The sequence below is a fragment of the Hymenobacter terricola genome (assembly GCF_017921975.2).
GTDB classification, from domain to species: Bacteria; Bacteroidota; Bacteroidia; order Cytophagales; family Hymenobacteraceae; genus Hymenobacter; species Hymenobacter terricola.
On the sequence record NZ_JAGEMO020000013.1, the window covers coordinates 50,578 to 70,842 of the forward strand.

Annotated in this window: 15 protein-coding genes; 5 read left to right on the forward strand and 10 right to left on the reverse strand. The window is 62.7% G+C overall.

Annotated elements, in window-relative coordinates; genetic code table 11:
* Positions 1-40 precede the first annotated feature (40 nt).
* Both J4G38_RS11300 and J4G38_RS11305 read left to right on the forward strand, forming a co-directional pair.
* Positions 41-1,345, forward strand: a complete 1,305-nt coding sequence (locus J4G38_RS11300) for a helix-turn-helix domain-containing protein (RefSeq protein ID WP_210519352.1) — start codon at positions 41-43, stop codon at positions 1,343-1,345.
* Between the two features lie 93 nt (positions 1,346-1,438).
* On the forward strand, positions 1,439-1,852 hold the full coding sequence (locus J4G38_RS11305) for a hypothetical protein (RefSeq protein WP_210519355.1): 414 nt from the start codon (positions 1,439-1,441) through the stop codon (positions 1,850-1,852).
* Between the two features lie 31 nt (positions 1,853-1,883).
* Here the strand turns inward: J4G38_RS11305 and J4G38_RS11310 are convergent, their stop codons facing one another.
* The 8 genes from J4G38_RS11310 to J4G38_RS11345 all read right to left on the reverse strand — a co-directional run bounded on the left by J4G38_RS11310 (position 1,884) and on the right by J4G38_RS11345 (position 11,884).
* A complete protein-coding gene (locus tag J4G38_RS11310) occupies positions 1,884-2,354 on the reverse strand; it encodes an Mpo1 family 2-hydroxy fatty acid dioxygenase (protein ID WP_210519357.1) in 471 nt (156 codons plus the stop codon).
* A 165-nt stretch (positions 2,355-2,519) separates the two neighbouring features.
* On the reverse strand, positions 2,520-5,594 hold the full coding sequence (locus J4G38_RS11315) for a nidogen-like domain-containing protein (RefSeq protein WP_210519359.1): 3,075 nt from the start codon (positions 5,592-5,594) through the stop codon (positions 2,520-2,522).
* 499 nt (positions 5,595-6,093) lie between these two features.
* Entirely contained in the window at positions 6,094-6,966 is an 873-nt protein-coding gene (locus J4G38_RS11320; RefSeq protein WP_210519360.1) for a dienelactone hydrolase family protein, read from the reverse strand.
* Between the two features lie 40 nt (positions 6,967-7,006).
* Positions 7,007-7,552 (reverse strand): hypothetical protein, encoded by a 546-nt coding sequence (locus J4G38_RS11325; protein WP_210519362.1) that lies wholly within the window; start codon positions 7,550-7,552, stop codon positions 7,007-7,009.
* Positions 7,553-7,617: 65 nt separating this feature from the next.
* Positions 7,618-8,928: an ABC1 kinase family protein gene (locus J4G38_RS11330; protein ID WP_210519364.1), complete on the reverse strand. Its 1,311-nt coding sequence runs from the start codon at positions 8,926-8,928 to the stop codon at positions 7,618-7,620.
* Between the two features lie 123 nt (positions 8,929-9,051).
* Positions 9,052-9,681, reverse strand: coding sequence for a TetR/AcrR family transcriptional regulator (locus J4G38_RS11335; RefSeq protein ID WP_210519365.1), 630 nt, complete (start codon positions 9,679-9,681; stop codon positions 9,052-9,054).
* Between the two features lie 70 nt (positions 9,682-9,751).
* Positions 9,752-11,077, reverse strand: coding sequence for a cryptochrome/photolyase family protein (locus tag J4G38_RS11340; RefSeq protein WP_210519367.1), 1,326 nt, complete (start codon positions 11,075-11,077; stop codon positions 9,752-9,754).
* Positions 11,078-11,167: 90 nt separating this feature from the next.
* Complete coding sequence (locus J4G38_RS11345) at positions 11,168-11,884, reverse strand: SDR family NAD(P)-dependent oxidoreductase (RefSeq protein WP_210519369.1); 717 nt, start codon at positions 11,882-11,884, stop codon at positions 11,168-11,170.
* A 206-nt stretch (positions 11,885-12,090) separates the two neighbouring features.
* Between J4G38_RS11345 and J4G38_RS11350 the strand changes: the two genes are divergently transcribed.
* Positions 12,091-15,531, forward strand: a complete 3,441-nt coding sequence (locus J4G38_RS11350; protein WP_210519371.1) for a pyruvate carboxylase — start codon at positions 12,091-12,093, stop codon at positions 15,529-15,531.
* Positions 15,532-15,770: 239 nt separating this feature from the next.
* Here J4G38_RS11350 and J4G38_RS11355 read toward each other — a convergent pair whose 3' ends face one another.
* Positions 15,771-16,592: a transporter gene (locus tag J4G38_RS11355; RefSeq protein WP_210519373.1), complete on the reverse strand. Its 822-nt coding sequence runs from the start codon at positions 16,590-16,592 to the stop codon at positions 15,771-15,773.
* 140 nt (positions 16,593-16,732) lie between these two features.
* Here J4G38_RS11355 and J4G38_RS11360 point away from each other — a divergent pair, with 140 nt between their 5' ends.
* Both J4G38_RS11360 and J4G38_RS11365 read left to right on the forward strand, forming a co-directional pair.
* The gene (locus tag J4G38_RS11360; protein ID WP_210519374.1) at positions 16,733-17,668 is read left to right on the forward strand and encodes an alpha/beta hydrolase; all 936 of its coding nucleotides are present in this window, start codon (positions 16,733-16,735) and stop codon (positions 17,666-17,668) included.
* Positions 17,668-18,870 carry a hypothetical protein gene (locus tag J4G38_RS11365; RefSeq protein ID WP_210519376.1) on the forward strand — a complete coding sequence of 401 codons (1,203 nt, stop codon included), beginning with the start codon at positions 17,668-17,670 and terminating at the stop codon, positions 18,868-18,870. Before J4G38_RS11360 ends, J4G38_RS11365 begins: the two co-directional genes overlap by 1 nt.
* A 37-nt stretch (positions 18,871-18,907) precedes the next feature.
* On the opposite strand, the gene J4G38_RS11370 is transcribed toward J4G38_RS11365, so the two are convergent.
* Positions 18,908-20,230, reverse strand: coding sequence for a leucine-rich repeat-containing protein kinase family protein (locus J4G38_RS11370; protein WP_210519378.1), 1,323 nt, complete (start codon positions 20,228-20,230; stop codon positions 18,908-18,910).
* Positions 20,231-20,265 lie beyond the last annotated feature (35 nt).

The following is a 20,265-nucleotide window of genomic DNA, read 5'->3' on the forward strand; positions in this document are numbered from 1 at the left end:
GCCTGGTAGCCAATCCGTAGCACCGCCGTAGCTTCGCAACATGCTGTTTCAATTCGATGCGCATAGCGCGTTGCTGCTGCCATTTGTGGTGCCGGGGGTGGTGCTGGCCCTGCACCTGCTGGCGCGGGCAGCTCGCCACGGCACCCTGGCCGATGGCCTGCTGGCCCTGCTGCTCCTCCTGAATGTGCTGCCCGTGGCGCAGTGGATGCTGGGCTACGCCGGCTGGTACGACAGCCATAATGGCTATTCTACGGCCATGTTTTACGTGCCGTGGAGCCCCTGGCTGGCTTGGGGGCCTGCCTTTTACCTGTATTTCCGGAGCCTGACCAACCAGGAATTCCGACTGCAGCGGCATTGGCTACACCTACTGCCGGGGCTGATGTATGCGGGCCTATTTGCGGCGGCGGCCCTCTACGACCTGGCCTGGAGCCACAGCTTGCGTGGGCAGCCGCTGCCGTACCACTTTGGGACCAAAGGCGCCGCGGCCGAAGCGCTGGATGCGCTGAGCGCACCCGCCGAATGGCTGGGCTATGCCCTGATGCTGGGCTACGGCCTGGCTACGTTGCGGCTCTTTCGCCGCTATCGGCGTTACCTCGATGACAACTTTTCGGATACGGCGAGGCTGCGGTTTCGGGGGCTGCGCGACTTGTTGGTAGCCGCGCTGCTGGGCCTACTGCTCTGGGTGGGCTTTGAAGTGGTGAACCGGGCCGTGGGCCCCCTTGGCTACGGCGGCTACTGGTACGCCTACTTCATCAACGGAGCCTTAATTTACTACCTTAGCATCGTGGGCTTGCAGGCTAATTTCTCGGCCTTGGTTTCGCTTCGATTTGATTATGAAATGATTGGCGAGGTGAGCGTCCCGGTCACGGCTCCCGTTGTGAGCACGATACCGGCCTTGGCTGTCGCGTCGCTCTCCTTCGCCACTTCGGCTCCGGGGCGCGTGGCTCCCGAAGCTACCGCCCCCGAACCAGCTGCCTTGCGCGCGGCGCCCGACTTTGACCCCGAACTGCACCCGTGGCGCGAAAAACTGCTGCGGCTAATGGCCGATGAGCAGCCGTGGCTGGAACCCGAACTGACACTGGCTGAGCTGGCCCACCGCCTGCACACCAACACTTCGCTGCTTTCGCGGGTCATCAACACCGGTTGCGGGCAAAACTTCAACGACTTCGTGAACAGCTACCGCGTGGCCGAAGCCGAGCGCAAGCTGCAAAACCCGCGCCTGGCGCATTACTCGCTGGTCGGCATTGCGCTGGAGTCGGGGTTCAATTCCAAATCGACTTTCAACCGGGTATTCAAGAAGCTGACGGGGCGCACACCGGGCGAGGTTACACGGCCCAAATCATAAGCCGGGACGGCCCAAGGCGTAAGTTGGAGCGCGGGCGGGGCCGGGGTGGGGGACATTTGGGACATTGTTTCACCAACCCCCAACCAGCACGTTATGACACGCTTCCTCCACCTGCCGGCCACCCGGCGCCACCTGCTTGCGGTCCTGGCCGCGGCCATTCTGCTGCCGCTGCTGAACTATGCGGGCACCATCCATTCCAACCTGTTTATTGAAGCTGGCAAGCAATTTATCTTGGGTGGCGACCAGCGCGGGGCCTTTAAAGTAGCTGCCCGTAACGTGGGTCCGGTGCCCGTCGAGATAAAGGAACGGCCCCGGGGCGGCGGCATTTTTGGCAAGACCACCCTGGCGCCGGGCCAGAAAGGAGTGCTGCAGTTTGGCGCGGGCTCCACGGCCGTACTGCTCAACCCCAGCGCCGAAAAAGCCAACCTTGACCTGACCATCACCGGCGATACCAAACAGCTGGGCATGACCTACGAGCCAGTACAGGCCGGCAGCAGCGTGAAATAACGTACCGAGGACTCGTAGTGTCCGCGGTATATCAGTACCCCCAGCCCAGCCGGCGGTACACAAAGTGCAACAGCCACAGCGGCCCAATCAGCAGAAACTGCAGGTCTTTCAGGAAGCTGGGTTTCTTGCCTTCCACCTTGTGGCCCCAGAACTGGCCCACCCAGGCCAGTGCGAAAATGATGAGGCAAATGGCCCACAGTGGCAACACCGCTACGCCCGCTACCACGCGCAACGCAGCCGCCATTGCCACCCACACCAGCACCATACCCAGCGCCAGCCGGCCGCTCAGCCGCACGTAGTAGACCAGCGCCAGCAGCATCACCAAAGTGCCCCAGTTTAGCCAGGGGCTGATATTCTGAATGGCCGTTGGCACGGGCACCGACCACAGCAGGCCCAGCAGCGAGAACATTATCAGCGGCACGCACACCCAGTGCACCAGCTTGTTGGTGGGGTTCTGGTGGCTTTCGCCGTATTCGGAGAGGAGGGAAGTAAGCGCGGCCATAACGTGGGAATTTTAGGGAGAAAGAGGCTGAAAATTACTCAGAAACCCCGCTATTTCAATTCTGAAAATGCGTTCGGGGCTGGCTCAAGACGAAAAAGGCCACTGGAATTTCCAGCGGCCTTTTTGTCTGTTTTTCGCCCATTTCCTGTTGCGGCCCAACGAGTGTTATTTCACGACCACGCTGCGGGTGAAGACGTGGGTGGCGGTGGCGCCCCGCAGAATGTACACGCCCGGTGCCAGGTCGACGAGGTTGAAGGTGGCAGTAGCCGCACCGTTGTGCAGAGCGATTTCCTGTTGCCGCACGGTCTGGCCCAAGGTGTTCGAAAGGGCAAGCTGGGCGGTGAGGGCATCTTTTGGTAGGGCGGTGAGCTGCACGTTGAGTAGCCCGCTGGCCGGGTTGGGGTACACCTGCACGGCTTCAGCGGGCAACTGGGCCGCGGTGCCCAACAAGCGGGCCTGGCCAAAGTGCAGCACGAAGCGGGTGGCGGCATCATCGGGGCGGCTGGCCTGGAAGGCGAAGCTGGTTTGCAGGCGCAAGTCGTGCCAGAGGCCGCTCTGGCGGTCTTCCAGCCACACGCTCGTGGCGGGGTTGAAGTTCAGCAGCGAGCCCACGCGCAGGCTGTAGGTGCCGGCCTGCGGCACGTAGGTGAGGAGCGGCACCGCAGCCCCGGCGGGCGTGAGCGCCGGCAAGCCATTGATACTGAAGGCCGGGCTGCCGGTGCCCGTGGCCAGGTACAGCAGGTCGCCGCCCGGCACTTTGTAGGCGTCGTAGGCACGGTCGAAGGCGGCGGTGGCCCCGTTTTCGAAGTACACGTAGGTTTCCTCGGTTTGCGCATTGCTGCCCACCAACTCCAGACGCAGCTGCGGCCGCTGGTCGGCGGTGGTTTGGCTGCTGCGCTGCATGGCCACGTTCTGGTAGCTGGTCAGGCGCATGTCGTTGCTGAAGGAGAGCGCGCCGGGCGTGCCGGCCGTGCTGGTGCGCACGAAAAAGGCCTGGCCCACGCCCAGATAGCGGGCCGAGCTGGTGCCGATGCGATTGACATACGCCGCGTAAGAACCCGTGTAGGTGCCCGTCGATTTGAACACGTAAACGGCGTCGTCGAGGCCCGAGGCCTGCGGGTACACCAGGTTCCAGTCGAGGGGCGCGGGATACGGGTTGCCGAGCAGTTGCCAGCCGGCGTTGGCCCCGGTGCCGCGCGTGAGGCCCGTGCGAGGAACCGCGCCGTTGTTGAGCGCACCCAGGAAATCTACCGTGAGGCCGGCGGCCACGTTCACGGTGTAGCCGGTGCCCGGCGTCATGGTGCCGGTAGTGGCGGCCGGCGACGCCCAGCCCCGGTCAAAATCAAGCCCACCGGCGGGGCCGACGCGGCTTTCGTCGTAGCCGAACACCGTGGGAAACGGCGTGGCGGTATTGCCCACCGTGTTGTAAGCGGAGTTGGCCACGGGTGTAAACTGCCTGGTCACGGTCAGGTCATCAAACGTGGTGCTTTGCACCGGCGAAGAGAAGTGCCGGTAGCCCAGGCCGGGGTTCTGGCTGGGGTCGAGGTAGCGCTGCACCAGCACATTACCCGTTACCTGAGCGCTGACATTGTTCACCACCAGGGCCGTGCCCTGGGCATCGGAAAGCAGGGTGCAAGGCTGGGCGTTGGTGGTCAGGTTGCCCTTGAGCACGAGGGTGTGCTGCACGCGCAGCGGGCCGGCCAGGCCTACGCCGGCCGGGCCCACGGTCAAATCGCCGATGTGCAGGCCGCTGCTGCCCCCGAACGTTTGGGGGCTGGCACCCGTGGCGCGCACCGCGCCCAGGCCCTGGCAGAGGCCGTTGGCCGTGAGGGCGCCCGTCAGGGTCAGCTCGCCGCCGGTGTCCACCGTCATTGTATCGCCCGTGGCGATTGTCAGGCTGGCCACGCTCTGGGCCGTGGTGAGCAGGGGCATGCGCACGGCGCTGGCTGGGATGAGGACGTCATCGCTGCCCGTGGGCACGGCGTTGAGGTTCCAGTTGCCGGGCAGCTCGTAGGCCGTGCTCACGGCGCCGGTCCACTGCGTGGTCGGGTTCACGATAACCGTGAGGTCGAAGGAAGTGCTGGCCACTGGTGTGCCATTGTCGGTGGCCTGGAAGCTGATGACGTGCGTGCCGATGTTGCAGGGGGAGCCGGTTACGGTGACCGTGGGGGTGGGACTGGTGCTGCTGTTCATCACCACCGTGGCGTTGCAGAGGGCGTTGGTGTTGTACACAACCGCGGTGGTCTGTCCGGATTCGGGCGCAGCAAACTGCGGGGTGATGGTCGCCGTCTGGCCTTGGTTGAGGGTAATCGTATTATTGGTCGGGAAGCCCGTGGCCGTCGGAGGCAGGTTGCCGGCCGGGGCAATGGTGTACTCCACGCACCGGCCGTCCAGCCAGTTCACTCCGCTATAAACCCCATCGGGGTACGTTGGCTGCGGAATCGCCGCTGAGTTCGCATTAAAACGGCCCGTCTGAATGAAGTTGCCCGTGCCGTTGCCCTGGTTCACGCCCACCGTGGCGGGCGTACCGTCAAACCCCTGGCTGCCACCCGAAGCCGTGCCTGTGGTCCACTGCATGTCGCCGTAGGCGAAGGTGACGTCGGGCGAGGGAGTCGGGGCCGCCGTATTCCGGCGAATAATCAGCTCGAATGTGTTCTTAAGCGTCGCATTTTGGTTAAAAGGAAAGGAGGCCACGTTGTTCCAAAACACCACCAGCCGGTCGGGGAATACCTTGTACCACACCCGGCCGCTGGTTGCGGCGCGGGTATCGACATCGCCCCAGAAGGCCGTGACCATGGGGGTGCTATTGGGAAAGCCCTGTGAAGTATAGGCAACCATGGGCGCCGTAAACGTCAGGTTGCCGTTGTTGTTGATGTAGCAGGAGTTGTAAACCGTGCCGAACAGGGCAAAATTGAAGCCCAGCGAAATCGGTCCAATCGAGTTGTCATCGCCCCGCGGCAGGGCCGTGTAGCCTCCGCTGCTCACCGTGTCAACTTCCTCATAGCACGCCGGCAGGGATATCACCACATTCGTGAGCCGGGCGTGCCGTACCGGGGCCACAACCGGTACCGGGGGCGTTCCAGTGGCCTTGCGGGCATCATAGCCAGGGTCGGTCACCGAAGGGTCGAAGCGCTGCACGTGCGGGGCCAGCACCTGCGCGAAGGCAGCCGGGGCTGGCAGAAGGAAGCAAAAGGCGCTGGCTAGGATGGCTTTCAGCAAGCAAGTAGGACTTTTTTTCATAGACGTGGAATGGAAGCTGCGAGCCGGGCGAGAGAGTAGAAGCAACCCGGAAGCAGACCAGGGCTGCTAAGCAAACGACCGGTTTCTTCTGCGCTCTTTTCGGCGTGGCAACTCGTTTGGCCGAGGCGAAGGCCAATGAGGTGCCAAAACCACAAATCCACATTACAATACTGACTTTCATTGTATTAGAATAATAATTTGCCTGGAGTAGCTCCAATTCTAAGAGTATCGTCTGAAAAGTGGAGCTAAGTAGTGAGCCAATAAATTTTAGCTGATAGCCGCTAGCCTCTTTATTAATAATTCGATAGTAAAATAACTACAAATCTATTTGTATGTACTCAGTTATAGTTGATTACTTGATGCATTTAATGGCTTCTATGTTAGTCGGTTCGGAGGTGGCCATCCGGTCAGTAACAATTCGCCAAAAGGCAGAATAAAAAAAGCCTTCCCGATTGGGAAGGCTTTTTCTCAAAAATAAAACCCGTACCGGCAGTCAGGCCTAAGCCTTTACCTTGAACCGGCCGCGCAGGTAGGCCAGCGCCTGGCCGTGGGCCTTGGCGGCGTATTCCTGGTTGAATTTGGGGTTCGACGGGTTAGCGAAGGCGTGGTCGGCATCGTAGCTTTCCACGGTGAGGCTCTTGCCGGCCGTGGCCATGTCCTTCTTGAACTGGCCCACAACTTCGGGGTTAATCCACTTGTCCTGCGCCGCAAATATGCCCAATACGTCGGAATTCAGCATTTTGAGCTTGGCCACGTCCTTCTCGGGCATGCCGTAATACATCACGCAGCCCACCGTTTGCTTGCCGCCGAGCAGGGCTTCCTGCAGGCTCCAGCCGCCGCCGAAGCACCAGCCGATGCTGGCAAACTGCGCCTTTGGGCCAGCATACATTTCCACGCCTTTGAGAATGGCCACGGCGCGCTCGGTTTTCACCTCGCCCATGTACTTGCCGGCCTCATCGGGGGTGGTGGCCACCTTGCCGTCGTACAGGTCCACGGCAATGACGTTGACGCCGGGCATTTCCTGGGCGAATGCGGCGGCTTCCTTCTTTATGTAGTCGTTCAGGCCCCACCACTCGTGAATCACGAACAGGTATTTGGTGCTGGGCGTGGCACTTTTGATTTCGAAGCCATGGCCGGGCTTGCCGTCGGGCGTTTTAAACTCGATGTTCCTGCCCTCACCTTCGTATTTGTAAGGCAGGGGGGACTCGTGGCCGCCCGAAAAATCCTTATCGGTGGCGAGCATGGCGAAGGCCTCCGTGGCCGAGGCCGATAGGTTGCCGGCGGGCCGGGCACAGCAGCTGGCCATCTTTTGGGCCGATGCCGAGAAAGTCAGGCTCAGCATTGCCGCGCCGAGGGTAAAAAGCTTTTTCATGGATGTTGAGAGAATTGGAACGAATGAGCCTATCCAACAGCTAATCCGGCAAAACTTCCCGCAACATGCGGCGAAGTTTCGGCAGCTCCCGCGCCGCCCGGCTGCGCAACGCCGCCGAAGCGGTGGTGCTCAGCGCCTGCTCGGCCGCCGCCAGCAGTTCCCCCGCCAGTTCGGGGTAGGGCGCAGCCAGCCGGGCGGCGGCGCTCAGCGCATACACTTTGATAGCAACTGGCTCGGCAGGGGCGGCCAGCATTGCCAGGCACGTATCGAACGCCAGGGCCTGCCATTCTTCCGGTACGGCCATGAATTGCAGGGCTTTGGCCACGCTGCGGCGCACGGCCGGGTGGTGGTTGGTGCCCGGCTGCGCCGCTGCCAGCAGGCCGGCCAGGTGCGGCACCAGCCATTGCGGGCGTTGAGGGCCGGCCATGGCCAGCACATCGGCAGCCAGCTGCTGCCCGCGCGGGGTGCCGTACCAAAACGCCTGGAGCAATTCAGCGAAGCAAGCAGGATGCGAACAAGCGTACTCGGTCAGTCGCCGCGTCTGGCGCGCCGAATGTTCCCGCAGCAACTCCGTTCGAATGTTCATAGCCGCGAAAATAGCGCCGCCTGGGCTTCGCGCTACATGCCGACGGCCCCGGCCTGCCGCAAGCGCTACACCGTTACCGGTGCCGGAACGTGGGTTTCAATCACCGCGCCCAGCTCCGTGAGCAGCGCAAACAGGCCCACGTACGTCCGGTTGAGGTAAATGAAATGCTCGGAACCGCGCGGCTCGCGCTGTTTGCGCAGTTCGGGGTCGGCCATCAGGTCGTCGCCCAAGGCATACAGGGCGGCCATGTAGGTGGGGTCGCCGAAGTCGAACGTGGCTTGATGAAAAGGACGGCCCACCAGTTCCAACGAGGTTTGCATGGTGCGCAGATACAGCTTCCGCATGGCGGGGGCATCGGTAGCGCGCAGCACGCCGGCCTGGGTGAGCAGTGCGGCCAGCCGGGTTTCATCGGCAATGGTTTCGGCGGCCAGCAGGGCGGTAAAAAGCTGATACACCTCCTGCGGCACCACTTTTACGCAGCCAAAATCGAGAACGCCGAGGGTTCCGCCGTTGTCGGCGCGCATCAGGAAATTGCCGGGGTGCGGGTCGGCGTGCAGCTGGTGCAGGGTATTGAATTGAAACTGATAGAAGTCCCACAGCGCCTGGCCGAGCTGGTTGCGCACCTCCGGGCTGGGGTTCGTAGCCAGGAATTCCTTCAGGTGCCGGCCCGTGAGCCAGTCCATCGTCAGGATGCGGGCCGTCGAATACTCGGGGTAGTAAGCCGGGAATTCCAGGTTGCCCAGCCCCTGGCAGCGCGCCGCGATTTCCTGGCCCCGGCGTAGCTCCAGGGCGTAGTCGGTTTCTTCCAGCAGCCGGGTTTCTACTTCCTCCAGGTAAGGCCGCACCTGGGCTTCGCTCAGGCCCATCACCCGCAGGGCAATGGGTTTCACCAGGCGGATATCCGACTTAATGCTGTCGGCCACGCCGGGGTACTGCACTTTCACAGCCAGCTCTTTGCCGTCTTTGCGGGCAAAATGCACCTGCCCGATGCTGGCCGCCTGCCGGGCCTCGGGCTCAAACTCATCAAACAACTGATACGGTGACTTGCCAAAAGCGTCCCGGAACGCCTTCACTACCAGCGGGCCGGAGAGCGGCGGCGTCGAATACTGGGCTTTGGCAAACTGGTCGGCGTAGGCCGTGGGCAGCATATTTTTTTCCATGGCCAGCATCTGAGCCACTTTCAGTACGGAGCCCTTCATCTCGCTCAGCGTGCCGTAGAGCTCGGCGGCGTTGGCGGCGTGCAGGTCGGCGGTGGTCGACTCGGCGCCAACGGCTTTTTTGGCGTAGTGCTTAATATAGTTTGTGCCCACATTAAAGCCGGTTTTGGCAAAGCGGGCGGCGCGGGCCACCTTGGTGGTGGGGATGTCATTTAACATGTATCAATTAACATTTAACAGGTTCTGGGAGAATAAACTGCGGCCCATTTTTCAGGAGCCGCGCACGCTAAAATTGCTGCGAAATACAGAGTGTTAAATGATGAATGTTAGTTGTTAAATGAATTAGCGCTTTGCCAAAAACCGCACGAAATCCACGGCGGAATCAATTGTATTGCGGCCCACCAAATCGAAGCTCAGCGTCACGGCTTTTTCCACGGCGGCGTCGGTGCGCTCGAAGTTGATGGTGTCGTCTTTGGCGAAGTAGCCGAGCACGAACAGCGCCTGCTGCCAGAAGAAGCGCGGGTAGCCGTCCTGCACCAGCGGGCGGTTGGCAATTTCGCCACTCACGCGGCCCTCGCTCAGCAAGTCGCCCACAAACACCTCAAAATCCTGCCGGAAATCGTCGAGCACGCGGGGCGAGAGCGCCGGCACCCGATGCAGCGAGCGGCGCAGGCTCATCAGTGCGTAGGAGCGGTTGTTTTTGAGGATTTCGAGCAGCGTGTAGTAGAACGCCAGCAGCTTTTCGCGGCTGCCGTAGCCTTCCCACACGGGTTCGGCGGCGGCGGTTTCGCGGGCCTGCCGGCCGAAATCGGCCCACAGCTCGCGGTCGATGGCCTCGAAGTTGGGGTAGTATTTGTAGAATTCCTGCTCGGCCAGGCCCAGCTGCTGGGTCAGCTTGAACACCGAGGCGGGCGGGTGGCCTTCGTTGAGCACAAAAGCGAGATAGGCTTGTTTGATGCGGTCCTTTTCCATGCCCTAACAACCGCTAAGGCCCGGCTACGGTTCGGCTGAAACGATGTTATAAACGAATGATATTATGGCCTCAGCTCGCCGCAATGCGCGCCGCCCGAATGGCCTCCACGGCCCGCTCCCGGCCAAACTTGTGCTCTACAATGGGCGCCGGGTATTTCGAGGTGCCCACTTCGGGCACCCAGCGCTTCACGTATTCCAGCTCGGGGTCGACCTGGGCGAGCTGGCTCTCCGGGCTGTACACCCGGAACCAGGGAGCCGAAATGGCGCCGGTGCCGGCCATCCACTGCCAGTTGCCTACGTTGTTGGCCATTTCGTAGTCCAGCAGCTTGTCGGCAAAATACCGCTCGCCCCAGCGCCAGTCGATGAACAGGTGCTTCACCAGGAAGCCGGCCACGGTCATGCGCACGCGGTTGGGCAGGTAGCCGGTTGCGTTGAGCTCGCGCATGCCGGCGTCCACCAGCGGGTAGCCGGTGCGGCCCTCGCACCAGGCCCGGAACTCGTCCTCGTTGTTGCGGTAGGGGACGTGCCGCATTTTGGGGTCGTAGCTCTCGGTGGCCGTTTTGGGGAAGTGCCAGAGCAGCATCATGAAGAAATCCCGCCAGATAATTTCCGCCAGCAGCTTTGGGTTCAGGGCTTTGGCCTGCTGCATCACCTGGCGCGCGCTGAGGGTGCCGAAGCGCAGGTTCAGCGACTCGCGCGTGGTGCCGTGTTCGTTGGCGGGGGTGTTGCGCGTGAGGTGGTAGCCGCGCACAATGCGCTCGGCCGGCAGCTTCGCGGGGGGATAATATTGCGCTTTGCGCTCAAAACCCATGCTTTGCAGCGTGGGGCGTGGGCCGGCTTGCTCCCTGGAAACGTGGTGCAGGTTTTCCTTTTTAAAATCGCCTTTTGAGCCGTAGGGCAGCAGCATTTCATCCGTCAGCCGGGCAATAAAGGCCTTGTGGTAAGCCCCGAACACCTTCGGCACCGTGCCCGATTTCGTCAGAATTTCATCCTTAGCGAAGACGACCTGGTCCTTATAAAGAAAGAAGCCCACGCTGTGCTCTTGCAGCATTTTGGCTACGGCCGTATCGCGCTCCGTGGCGTAGGGCTCGTAGTCCTCGTTGGTGTGCACGGTGGCTACGTCAAAGTCTTTCACCAGCTGTTCCAGCACCTGCAGTGGCTGGCCGTAGCGGGCCAGAAAGGTGCCGCCCGCCGCTTCGGTTTCCTGCGCCAACTGCTCCACTTCGTCGAAAATGAAGGTGAGCCGGGCATCGGCCTTCTCAGGCAGGTGGGCGAGAATTTCCTTATCGTAGATGAACAGCGGCACCACCGGCAGCCCACTGGCCAGCGCCGCCGCCAGCCCGGCATTGTCGTGAATGCGCAGGTCGCGCCGGTGCCAGAAGATGCAGATTTTCATTTTACGTTGTTTGTTGTCAGTTATTCGCTGTCAGGGTTCAGAAAGCGCTGTCGGTAGAAGCTGACAACGAACAACTGACAACTATAAACCCTATTTCAATTTGCCCATGCCGCCGTCAACGGCCAGCACCTGACCGGTTACGAACGAGCTGTGGTCGGAGAGTAGGAACGAGGCCGTATAGGCCAAATCCTCGGGCTGGCCGATGCGCTGCAAGGGGTGGCGCCTGGCGCCAGCCTCGGCCTTTTCGGGCGAGTTGAGCAGGGCAGCGGCCAGGGGCGTGTTGGTGAGCGAGGGGGCGATGCAGTTCACGCGCACGCCGCTGGCGGCGTACTCGGCGGCCAGGGCGCGCGTGAGGCCTTCCACGGCGGCCTTCGCGGTGGCAATGCTGGTGTGGAAACTCATGCCCGTATCGGCCGCCACGGTGCTGAATAAGACCACGGACGCCCCCCCTTCGGCCTTTTTCAGGCGCTTGATGGTGGCTTGCAGCACCCGCACCGCGCCCAGCACGTTGAGGTCGAAGTCGGCTTGGAAATCCTCCGTTGGGATGCGCTCGAACGGGCGCAGCTTGATGCTGCCGGGGAAGTAGGCCACGCCGTGCAGCACCTCGGGCAGGGCGTCGAACGCGGTGCCCACGGGCTGGGTGGCATCGTAGGCAAAGTGGGTGGTGCCCAGGGCTTCCAACTCGGGCGAAAGGTGCCGCGAAGCCGTGAACAGGTTCACGTGCAGCTTGCTCAGCAGCTGCGCCGTGGCCAGGCCGATGCCCGACGAAGCGCCGATGAGTAGAATGTTTTTGTCAGTAAAATCCATGCAGGAAAAGCAAAACGGTGGCAGTGCCTTGCTAACCCGAGGACTCCTGGAAGGTTTGGGGCCGGAACCGGCCCGAAAGGCCGGCAGAATGCGGGAAGCGGAACCGTAGGCGCAGGAATCAACCCAAACAAAAGCCGGCCGAGAAGTGGTTTGTAGCAGCCTTTCGCGTAGTTTCGCCGTAAGCGCGCCTATTACTCAATGCTTCTATGAACATAACGAAACTCCTGGTCGCCAACCGTGGCGAAATCGCGATTCGCGTGATGCGCGCCGCCAACGAGCTCAATATCCCCACGGTGGCCGTGTACACCTTCGAGGACCGGTACTCGCAGCACCGCTACAAGGCCGACGAAGCCTATCAAATCGGCCGCGACGACGAGCCGCTGAAGCCCTATCTGGACATCGAAGGCGTCATCCGCATCGCCAAGGAAAACGGGGCCAATGCCATTCACCCCGGCTACGGCTTCCTCTCCGAAAATGCCACCCTCTCGCGCCGCTGCGCCGAGGAAGGCATCATTTTCGTTGGTCCGCGCCCCGAGGTAATGGAAGCCCTCGGCGACAAGGTGCGCGCCAAAGAAGTGGCCATGCAGTGCCAGGTGCCCCAAATTGAAAGCAGCGAGGCCGAACTGGTCGACTTCGAAACTGCCAAAACCGAGGCCAACCGCATCGGCTACCCCGTGATGCTGAAGGCGGCCAGCGGCGGCGGCGGGCGCGGCATGCGCATCATCCGCAACGACGAGGAGCTGGAAAAAGGCTTCTTCGAGGCCCGCAACGAAGCCCTGAATGCCTTCGGCGACGATACGGTGTTCCTGGAGAAATTCGTGGAGCGCCCCAAGCACATCGAAGTGCAGCTGGTGGGCGACCACCACGGCAACCTCGTGCACCTGTATGAGCGCGACTGCTCGGTGCAGCGCCGTTTCCAGAAAGTGGTGGAAGTGGCCCCGGCCATGAACCTGGCCGACCACCAGCGCCACCTCTTATATGAGTACGCCCTGCGCATTGGCCGGGCGGTGGGCTACGACAACGTGGGCACTGTGGAATTTCTGGTGAACCCCGAGTTCGACCGGATTTACTTCATCGAAGTGAACCCGCGCATTCAGGTCGAGCACACCGTGACCGAGATGATTACGGGCGTCGATTTGATTAAAACCCAGATTTACATCGCCGCCGGCTACAACCTCGCCGACCCCGAAATCGGCCTCGGGCCCGATGTGGTGCCGCTGCGCGCCGGCTTCGCGGTGCAGTGCCGCGTGACCACCGAAAACCCCGAAAACGACTTCAAGCCCGACTACGGCACCATCGTGGCCTACCGCACGGCCGGCGGCTTCGGCATCCGGCTCGACGAGGGCTCCGTGTACCAGGGCGTGGTGGTGTCACCGTTTTTCGACTCGATGCTGGTCAAAATCTCGGCCCACGCGCCCACGCTGCACGGCGCGGCCCAGAAAATGCTGCGGGCGCTGGACGAATTCCGGGTGCGCGGCGTGAAAACCAACATTCCGTTTCTGAAAAATATCGTCGGCAACGAGGAATTCCAGGCTGGCAACGCCACCGTCGATTTCATCAAGGACCACCCCGAACTGTTCAACTTTGAAACCCGGCAGGACCGGGCCACGCGCCTGCTCGGCTTCATCGGCGAGACGGTGGTGAACGGCAATCCCGACGTGCGGAACCTGCTCGACCCGCGCGCCAACCCGCGCCAGCCGCACCTTCCGGCCTTCGATTACGCGGCCCCCGCGCCCGGCACCAAGCAGAAGCTCGACGAGCTGGGCCCCGAAGCCTTTGCGAAATGGCTGCGCGACGAACCCCTGATTCACTACACCGACACCACTCTGCGCGACGCGCACCAAAGCCTGCTGGCCACCCGCATGCGCACCTGGGACATGGTGAAAGTGGCGGGCGCCTACGCCCAGCAGCACCCCCAAACCTTCAGCCTGGAAGTGTGGGGCGGCGCTACGTTCGACGTGGCCCTGCGTTTCCTGCACGAAGACCCCTGGGAGCGCCTGGCCCGCCTGCGCGCCGCCATCCCGAATATCCTGCTGCAAATGCTCATTCGCGGGGCCAACGGTGTGGGTTACAAGGCTTATCCAGATAACCTGACGGAGCGGTTTGTGATGCAGGCGGCCGAAACCGGCATCGACGTGTTCCGCATTTTCGACTCCCTGAACTGGATGAAGGGCATGGAAGCCTGCATCGGCTTCGTGCGGAACAAAACCGACCGCCTGGCCGAGGCCAGCATCTGCTACACCGGGGACATCATGGACCCGAACCGCACCAAATACAGCCTCGACTATTACCTCAAGCTGGCCAAACAGCTGGAAGATGCCGGGGCCCACATCCTCTGCATCAAGGACATGGCCGGCCTGCTGAAGCCCTACGCCGCCACCGAGCTCATTGCCGGCCTGCGCGACACGGTGAAGCTGCCCATCCACCTGCACACCCACGACACGTCCTCGCTGCAAGCCGCCACCTACGCCAAGGCCGTGGAAGCCGGCGTCAACGTCATCGACGTGGCGCTGGGCTCGCTCTCCGGTCTTACTTCGCAGCCCAACTTCAACTCGGTGGTGGAAATGCTGCGCCACACGCCGCGCCACCGCGAGTTCAACCAGCATTCACTCAACGAGTTTAGTAACTATTGGGAAGCTGTACGCGAGATGTACTACCCGTTTGAATCGGGCCTGAAAGCGGGCACTTCGGAGGTGTTCCAGCACGAAATTCCGGGCGGGCAGTATTCCAACCTGCGCCCGCAGGCGGCCTCCTTGGGCCTGCTCGATAAATTTGAGGAAGTGAAGCAGCGCTTTGCGGATGTGAACGGCATGTTTGGCGACATCGTGAAAGTGACGCCCAGCAGCAAAGTGGTGGGCGACATGGCCCTCTTCATGGTGAGCAACAGCCTCACGCCCGCCGATGTGATGGAGAAGGGCGAAACCCTGAACTTCCCCGAGTCGGTGCGCGAGCTGTTTCGCGGCGACATCGGCCAGCCCGAAGGCGGCTGGCCTGCCGAGCTGCAAAAACTGATTCTCAAGAACGAAACACCCTTCACCGACCGGCCCAACGAGCACCTCGCGCCCATCGATTTCGACAAAGAATGGGCGGCGTTCCAGGAGAAATTTCCCGGCGCGAAGTTCACCGATTTGCTCTCCTCGCTGCTCTATCCGAAGGTGTTTGAGGAATATTGGGCCTTCCGCCTGAAGTTCGGCAACGTGAGCAAGGTGCCCACCTCGACGTTTTTCTACGGCCTGAAACCCGGCGAGGAAACCATCATCGAAATTGCGAAAGGCAAGTCGGTGATTGTGCGCCTGGAATCGGTGGGCACCATCAATGAGGAAGGCCAACGCACCATCTTCTTCACCCTCAACGGCCAGACCCGCAACCTGCAAGTGCGTGACCAGTCGGTGGAAGTTACCAAAATCAGCAATGCCAAAGCCGACAAAGCCAACCCGCGCCAAATGGGTGCCCCGCTGCAAGGCATGCTCAGCAAAGTGCTGGTGAAACCCGGCCAGGCCGCACCCAAGAACACCCCGCTCTTCGTCATCGAAGCCATGAAGATGGAAACCACCATCACGGCTCCGCAGGATTTGGTGGTAGCCGACGTGAACCTCGTCGAAGGCAGCCGCGTGGCCGCCGACGACCTGGTGCTGACGCTGGAATAATCCCCACTCAGGAAAAAGCCAACGGGGACCCGACGTATTGGCGTCGGGTCCCCGTTGGCTTTTTCCTGAGTGGGGCGGGTTTGGCAACTGGCTGCCAGCAAAGCAAAAACGACAAAGTGAGGGCGCATGGCAGTAGAAATGAGTGGAGACTCAGGTTAACGCAAAAAAGCCTGCGTAGTAGCGCAGGCTTTTTCATGAATAGTAGTTGCGTGCAAAGGATTCGGCCGCCGGAATAGGCACTACTTGCCCACGTTAAATGTCAGCCCGGCCCCCACGGTGGAGGTGCCGGCGGCCCGGCCACTCACGGCCTGGCCGGCCGTTACGTCGAGCCGCATGGCGGGGATGGGGCGCCAGTACAGGCCCGCCGTGGTGCCGGTGCTAAAGGAGGAGCGGCCCGAGCTGTAAGCTTCTACAAAGAAACCGGCCTTCTCGCTCAGCGGGCCATTCAGAGCCAGGGTGCCCAGAAACTGGCCTTTCCCGACGTCCTGCGTGGTGAGGCCGCGCTGGCTGAAACCCAGGTTGGCTTCCAGTCCAAACCGCTGGCCGAGCTGCTCGCTCACCAGCAGGCGGCCGCCGGGGGCCCACTGGCGGCTGCGCAGCCCCTGGCTCCCCGAGCCCGGCAGCGCCGACTCGACCAGAATGGCCACCTGCGTACGGGTGTTGTAGTTGGGCGAGAGCATGAACTTGGCGCCCACCACCACCGGCGCCCAGCCGCTGGAATCGACCCGGCCGGCATCGGTCATCCGCGAAGGACCGTTGTGTAGATAAGGCTGGCTGATGCGCAGCTCCATGCTGTTGAAGAAACCGATGCGCAGCGTGGCCGCGCTTATGCTTTGGGCCAGCCCCACCCCGCCGAACTGGCGCTGAAACCCGGTTTCGAGCTGGAAGCGGCCGGGCTGCAGCACCTGGGCAGTGATGGTTTGTCCGGGGCGGTCGGCGCGAATGTTTCGCACGAAAGGGGCCTCCGAATTGGGGTTGTTTTCTTCCGGCGTGTTCTGGGCCAGGGTGAGGCCGGGGCTGCCCAATAAGGCAGCGGCGGCCAGCAGAGTGGTCTTGCGCATGCTTAAAAGACCGCCGCCACTACGGCATGGTTCAATTTTGGTTGCGATTGATAGAATTTTCACTTGATAATGCAATAGTCTTGGCGCGCGGTGCCACCATGCCGCCATCCGACGTAATTTTGTGTACAATCCTTCTACAAATGAGAAATTCGTACTTTTTCCGCCTTGCCGGGTTGTTGCTGCTCACCTCGGGCCGCTTGCTGGCTCAGCAATCCCAGCAGACTTTTCCGCTCTATTCCGGCTCCATTCCGAACTCTATTCCGAGTGCGGTGCAGGAAACCAGCCTCACGCTGCCGGGCGGAGGAGTGCGTGTTTCCAACGTGGTGCAGCCCAATCTCACGGCCTTTCTGCCGGCAGCGGGCACCGCCAACGGCACGGCGGTCATCATCTGCCCCGGCGGCGGCTACGCCCGGCTGTCCATCGACAGCGAGGGCTACGACGTGGCCAAGCGCCTGAACGAAATGGGCGTGACGGCCTTTGTGCTGAAGTACCGCCTGCCCAACGACCAGACCCAGCCCGACAAGTCCGTTGCCCCGCTGCTCGATGCCCAGCAGGCCCTGCGCCTCGTGCGCCAGCAGGCCGCCAAATACAGCCTCAACCCCGAGCGCATTGGCATCATGGGCTTTTCGGCGGGCGGGCACCTGGCGGCCACGGCGGGCACGCATTTCACGCAGCCGGTGGGTCCCAATTCCGGCCCGGTATCGGTGCGGCCGGCATTTTTGGTGCTGATGTACCCGGTCATCAGCTTCAGCGACACGCTTAAGCATGCCGGCTCGCGCGATAACCTGCTGGGGAAAACGCCCTCGGCTGACCAGATTCGGCAATATTCTGCTGAGCTGCAGGTATCGGCCCAGACGCCGCCCACCTTCCTGGTGCACGCCGAGGACGACAAAACGGTGCCCGTCAACAACAGCATCGTGTTCTATCAGGCCTGCCTGCGCCACGGCGTGCCGGCCGAGCTGCACCTCTACCCCAAAGGCGGCCACGGCTTCGGCCTCAACAATAAAACCACCAAAGACCTCTGGACTGACCGCCTGCGGAACTGGTTCGATGCCAACGGCTGGCTCACGAAATAATGCGCACCTGGATTGTTGTTGGGCTGCTGGGGGCAGCGCTGGCGTTGGCGACCCTGGCGGGCTGCGAGCAGAAAATCCACTCCACCAAGTCGGATTCGCCCGCCCTGCCCAGTGTGTCGGTAGCCCCGCTGCCCGCGCCGGCCGAAGCCCCGGCGCCTGTGGTCAGGGCGGCCCCCAGGCCCGCTCCCGAGATTCCCGGCTGGGCCCCGCCCGCCGCCGCCGATACGCTCGTGCTGCTCAACGGCCAGCCCTACCACCTGCTGCTGGAGGCCGAAACGGACTCGAACCGCCATCTCACGGCCACCTACGAGCCCACCCCCGGCCACCTGGAGCGGGTGCGTGGCTACGAGGGCCGCTACACCGTGACCCTGCGCGACCGCGCGGGCCAGCAGGTGTTTCAGCGGCAGCTGCGCAAGGCCGCTTTTTTCAAGCGGGCCGGGGCCGATATCGTGACCGAAAGCGAAGCCTATCTGCCCGAATTTCTGGGCTACAGCCGGCCGCTTGGCGCGCTGGTGTTTACTCTGGATTTCATGGTGCCCGACAGCGACGTGGGCGCGCAGGTTGTCCTCATGCTCGACCTGGCCGGCAACGTGATGCGCCTGAGCGACGGCCGCGGGCCCGGCGGCGGCCCCGAGTGCGAGCCCGCCCTCTCGGCCGACGGCTCGGTGCTGCTCACGGCCTCCGAGCTGCTGCGCCCCGGCCGGCCGCCGCTCCGCCTCACCCGGCTCGATGCTGAGCTGGTGGGGGCTTCTTTCCTGAGCGATACCACCATCCTGGTGGTGTATGCGCCCGGCAAAACGCACCTCATCCGCTCGCCCGATGGCATGGAAACCTTCGGGCGCACGCCCAGCCCGCAGCAGCTGCGCGCGCCCAATGCCTTCGTGCGGCACACCCGCAGCGGGCGGGTGCTCAGCAAATTTCGCTACCACGGCTTCTATGAGGAATTGGGCTACACCATTCCGGGCTTCCGGGCGCATGGCGTCCTCTACCTGCTCGATGCCAAACGGGGCCTGTACCTGCTGCCGCTCGGCACGCCCGGCAAGCCCACGGAAATGCGCTTTGCCGCCATGCCCCGTTTCATCCCGCCCCAAAAGCCCGTCGAAGTGCGGTTTGAGGTGCAAAGCGAAGGCAATGCCTTTGCCTTTTATGTGGACACCGTGAGCGTCGCGCCCCGTATTCGCTACCAGCGGCTGGAGAACTAATGCCACTTGCCCCGGTCCGACCGGCGCTTACCATTTGCTACATTTCGGTCAGCACCTGCTCAATCTCGGCAAACAGGGGCCGGGCGGCCACGTTGGGCTGCACGCAGCGGCGCTGCAAGTCCCAAAGGGCCGCGCTGGCGGCGGGGGCGGTTTCGGCTTCGTCGCAGTGGGTGAGCAGTTCTTCCAGCAGGCAGCCGAAGGCCCGCACTTCCAGCTGCTGCAAGGCGGTGGCAGTGGCCGAGGCATCGGGCGCGAAGAAGCAGGCCGCCCCGAAATCGCCCAGCAGGGCCTCGCCCGTTGGGGTGTTCAGGATGTTGTGGGCGTACAAATCGCCGTGCAGAATGCCCTGGCCGTGCAGGTGCCCGGCGGCGGCGGCAATGCCCACGGCAATGCGCAGGGCCGTTTCGAGGCGGAAAGTGGTGCTGGGCGCGTACACGTCGCGGGTGCAGGTGGCCAGGCTGGGCGGCCCGGCCAAGTTGCCAAAGGCGGGGTCAATCAGCTCCAAAACCAGCCCCTGGGCGGCGGCGGGGTGCTGGCGCACGCGGCCCCGCACGGCAATGAGGTTGGGGTGCTGGCCGGCGCTGATGCAGGCCGCCATCTCGCTGCGCGGCAGGCCGTCGCTCGTCACGGCTCCCTTAAACAGCTTCACGGCCACCTCGGCCGGCATGGCCCCGGCGTGCCGCCAGTTCGCCCGGTATATTACCCCCGAAGCGCCCTCTCCCAATTGCTGCTCCACCGCCAGCTCGGCCCAGGCAATGGTGCGGATGGGGTGGCTGGCCACCGCCTCCGCCTCGGCCCGCTCGCAAAACGGGTTGCCCGCGTAGGCCAGCCACGCCAGGCGCGGCAGGGCCAGCAGCCACGCGGGCAGCTCGGTGAGGTGGTTGGCGGCGATGCGCAGCAGCTCCAGGTTGGTGCAATTCGCCAGCGTTTTGGGCAGGGCGGTGAGCCGGTTGCCGGCCAGCATGAGCTTCTGGAGCTGCTGGCAGTTGCCGATTTCCGGCGGTAATTCTTCCAGCCGGTTATCGGTGAGAATGAGCCAGCGCAGGGCGGGCGGGAGGGCCGCCGCTGGCAGCGTGCGTATCTGGTTGGCTTTGAAGCCCACCATGCTCAGCTGCGGGCACTGGCCCAGCACGGCGGGCACCTCGGTAAACTGGTTGTCGGAGCAAAACAGCACTTGCAGCTTGTGCAGTCGGCCCAGGTCATCAGGTAAAGAGGAGAGGGCATTGCCGCTGAGGTTGAGGACTTCCAGCGTATCGGCGAGGGCGAAGATTTCGTGGGGGAATTCGGTGAGGCTGGCGCTCAGGTCAAGGCGCTTGAGGCCGTGGAGCGGGCCGGTGCGTAGTTGGTCAAGGGTGTGCATGGGGGCAAAGGTCGGCGTAACTAGAGTCCGCGCTA

Excerpts from the sequence above, each read along its gene's own strand:
- J4G38_RS11335 (WP_210519365.1), bottom strand. The coding sequence starts at position 9,681 with ATGGAAAAGGACCGCATCAAACAAGCCTATCTCGCTTTTGTGCTCAAC.
- J4G38_RS11345 (WP_210519369.1), bottom strand. The coding sequence starts at position 11,884 with ATGGATTTTACTGACAAAAACATTCTACTCATCGGCGCTTCGTCGGGC.
- J4G38_RS11315 (WP_210519359.1), bottom strand. The coding sequence starts at position 5,594 with ATGAAAAAAAGTCCTACTTGCTTGCTGAAAGCCATCCTAGCCAGCGCC.
- J4G38_RS11370 (WP_210519378.1), bottom strand. The coding sequence starts at position 20,230 with ATGCACACCCTTGACCAACTACGCACCGGCCCGCTCCACGGCCTCAAG.
- J4G38_RS11360 (WP_210519374.1), top strand. The coding sequence starts at position 16,733 with ATGAGAAATTCGTACTTTTTCCGCCTTGCCGGGTTGTTGCTGCTCACC.
- J4G38_RS11310 (WP_210519357.1), bottom strand. The coding sequence starts at position 2,354 with ATGGCCGCGCTTACTTCCCTCCTCTCCGAATACGGCGAAAGCCACCAG.
- J4G38_RS11365 (WP_210519376.1), top strand. The coding sequence starts at position 17,668 with ATGCGCACCTGGATTGTTGTTGGGCTGCTGGGGGCAGCGCTGGCGTTG.
- J4G38_RS11355 (WP_210519373.1), bottom strand. The coding sequence starts at position 16,592 with ATGCGCAAGACCACTCTGCTGGCCGCCGCTGCCTTATTGGGCAGCCCC.
- J4G38_RS11300 (WP_210519352.1), top strand. The coding sequence starts at position 41 with ATGCTGTTTCAATTCGATGCGCATAGCGCGTTGCTGCTGCCATTTGTG.
- J4G38_RS11305 (WP_210519355.1), top strand. The coding sequence starts at position 1,439 with ATGACACGCTTCCTCCACCTGCCGGCCACCCGGCGCCACCTGCTTGCG.
- J4G38_RS11320 (WP_210519360.1), bottom strand. The coding sequence starts at position 6,966 with ATGAAAAAGCTTTTTACCCTCGGCGCGGCAATGCTGAGCCTGACTTTC.
- J4G38_RS11340 (WP_210519367.1), bottom strand. The coding sequence starts at position 11,077 with ATGAAAATCTGCATCTTCTGGCACCGGCGCGACCTGCGCATTCACGAC.
- J4G38_RS11325 (WP_210519362.1), bottom strand. The coding sequence starts at position 7,552 with ATGAACATTCGAACGGAGTTGCTGCGGGAACATTCGGCGCGCCAGACG.
- J4G38_RS11350 (WP_210519371.1), top strand. The coding sequence starts at position 12,091 with ATGAACATAACGAAACTCCTGGTCGCCAACCGTGGCGAAATCGCGATT.
- J4G38_RS11330 (WP_210519364.1), bottom strand. The coding sequence starts at position 8,928 with ATGTTAAATGACATCCCCACCACCAAGGTGGCCCGCGCCGCCCGCTTT.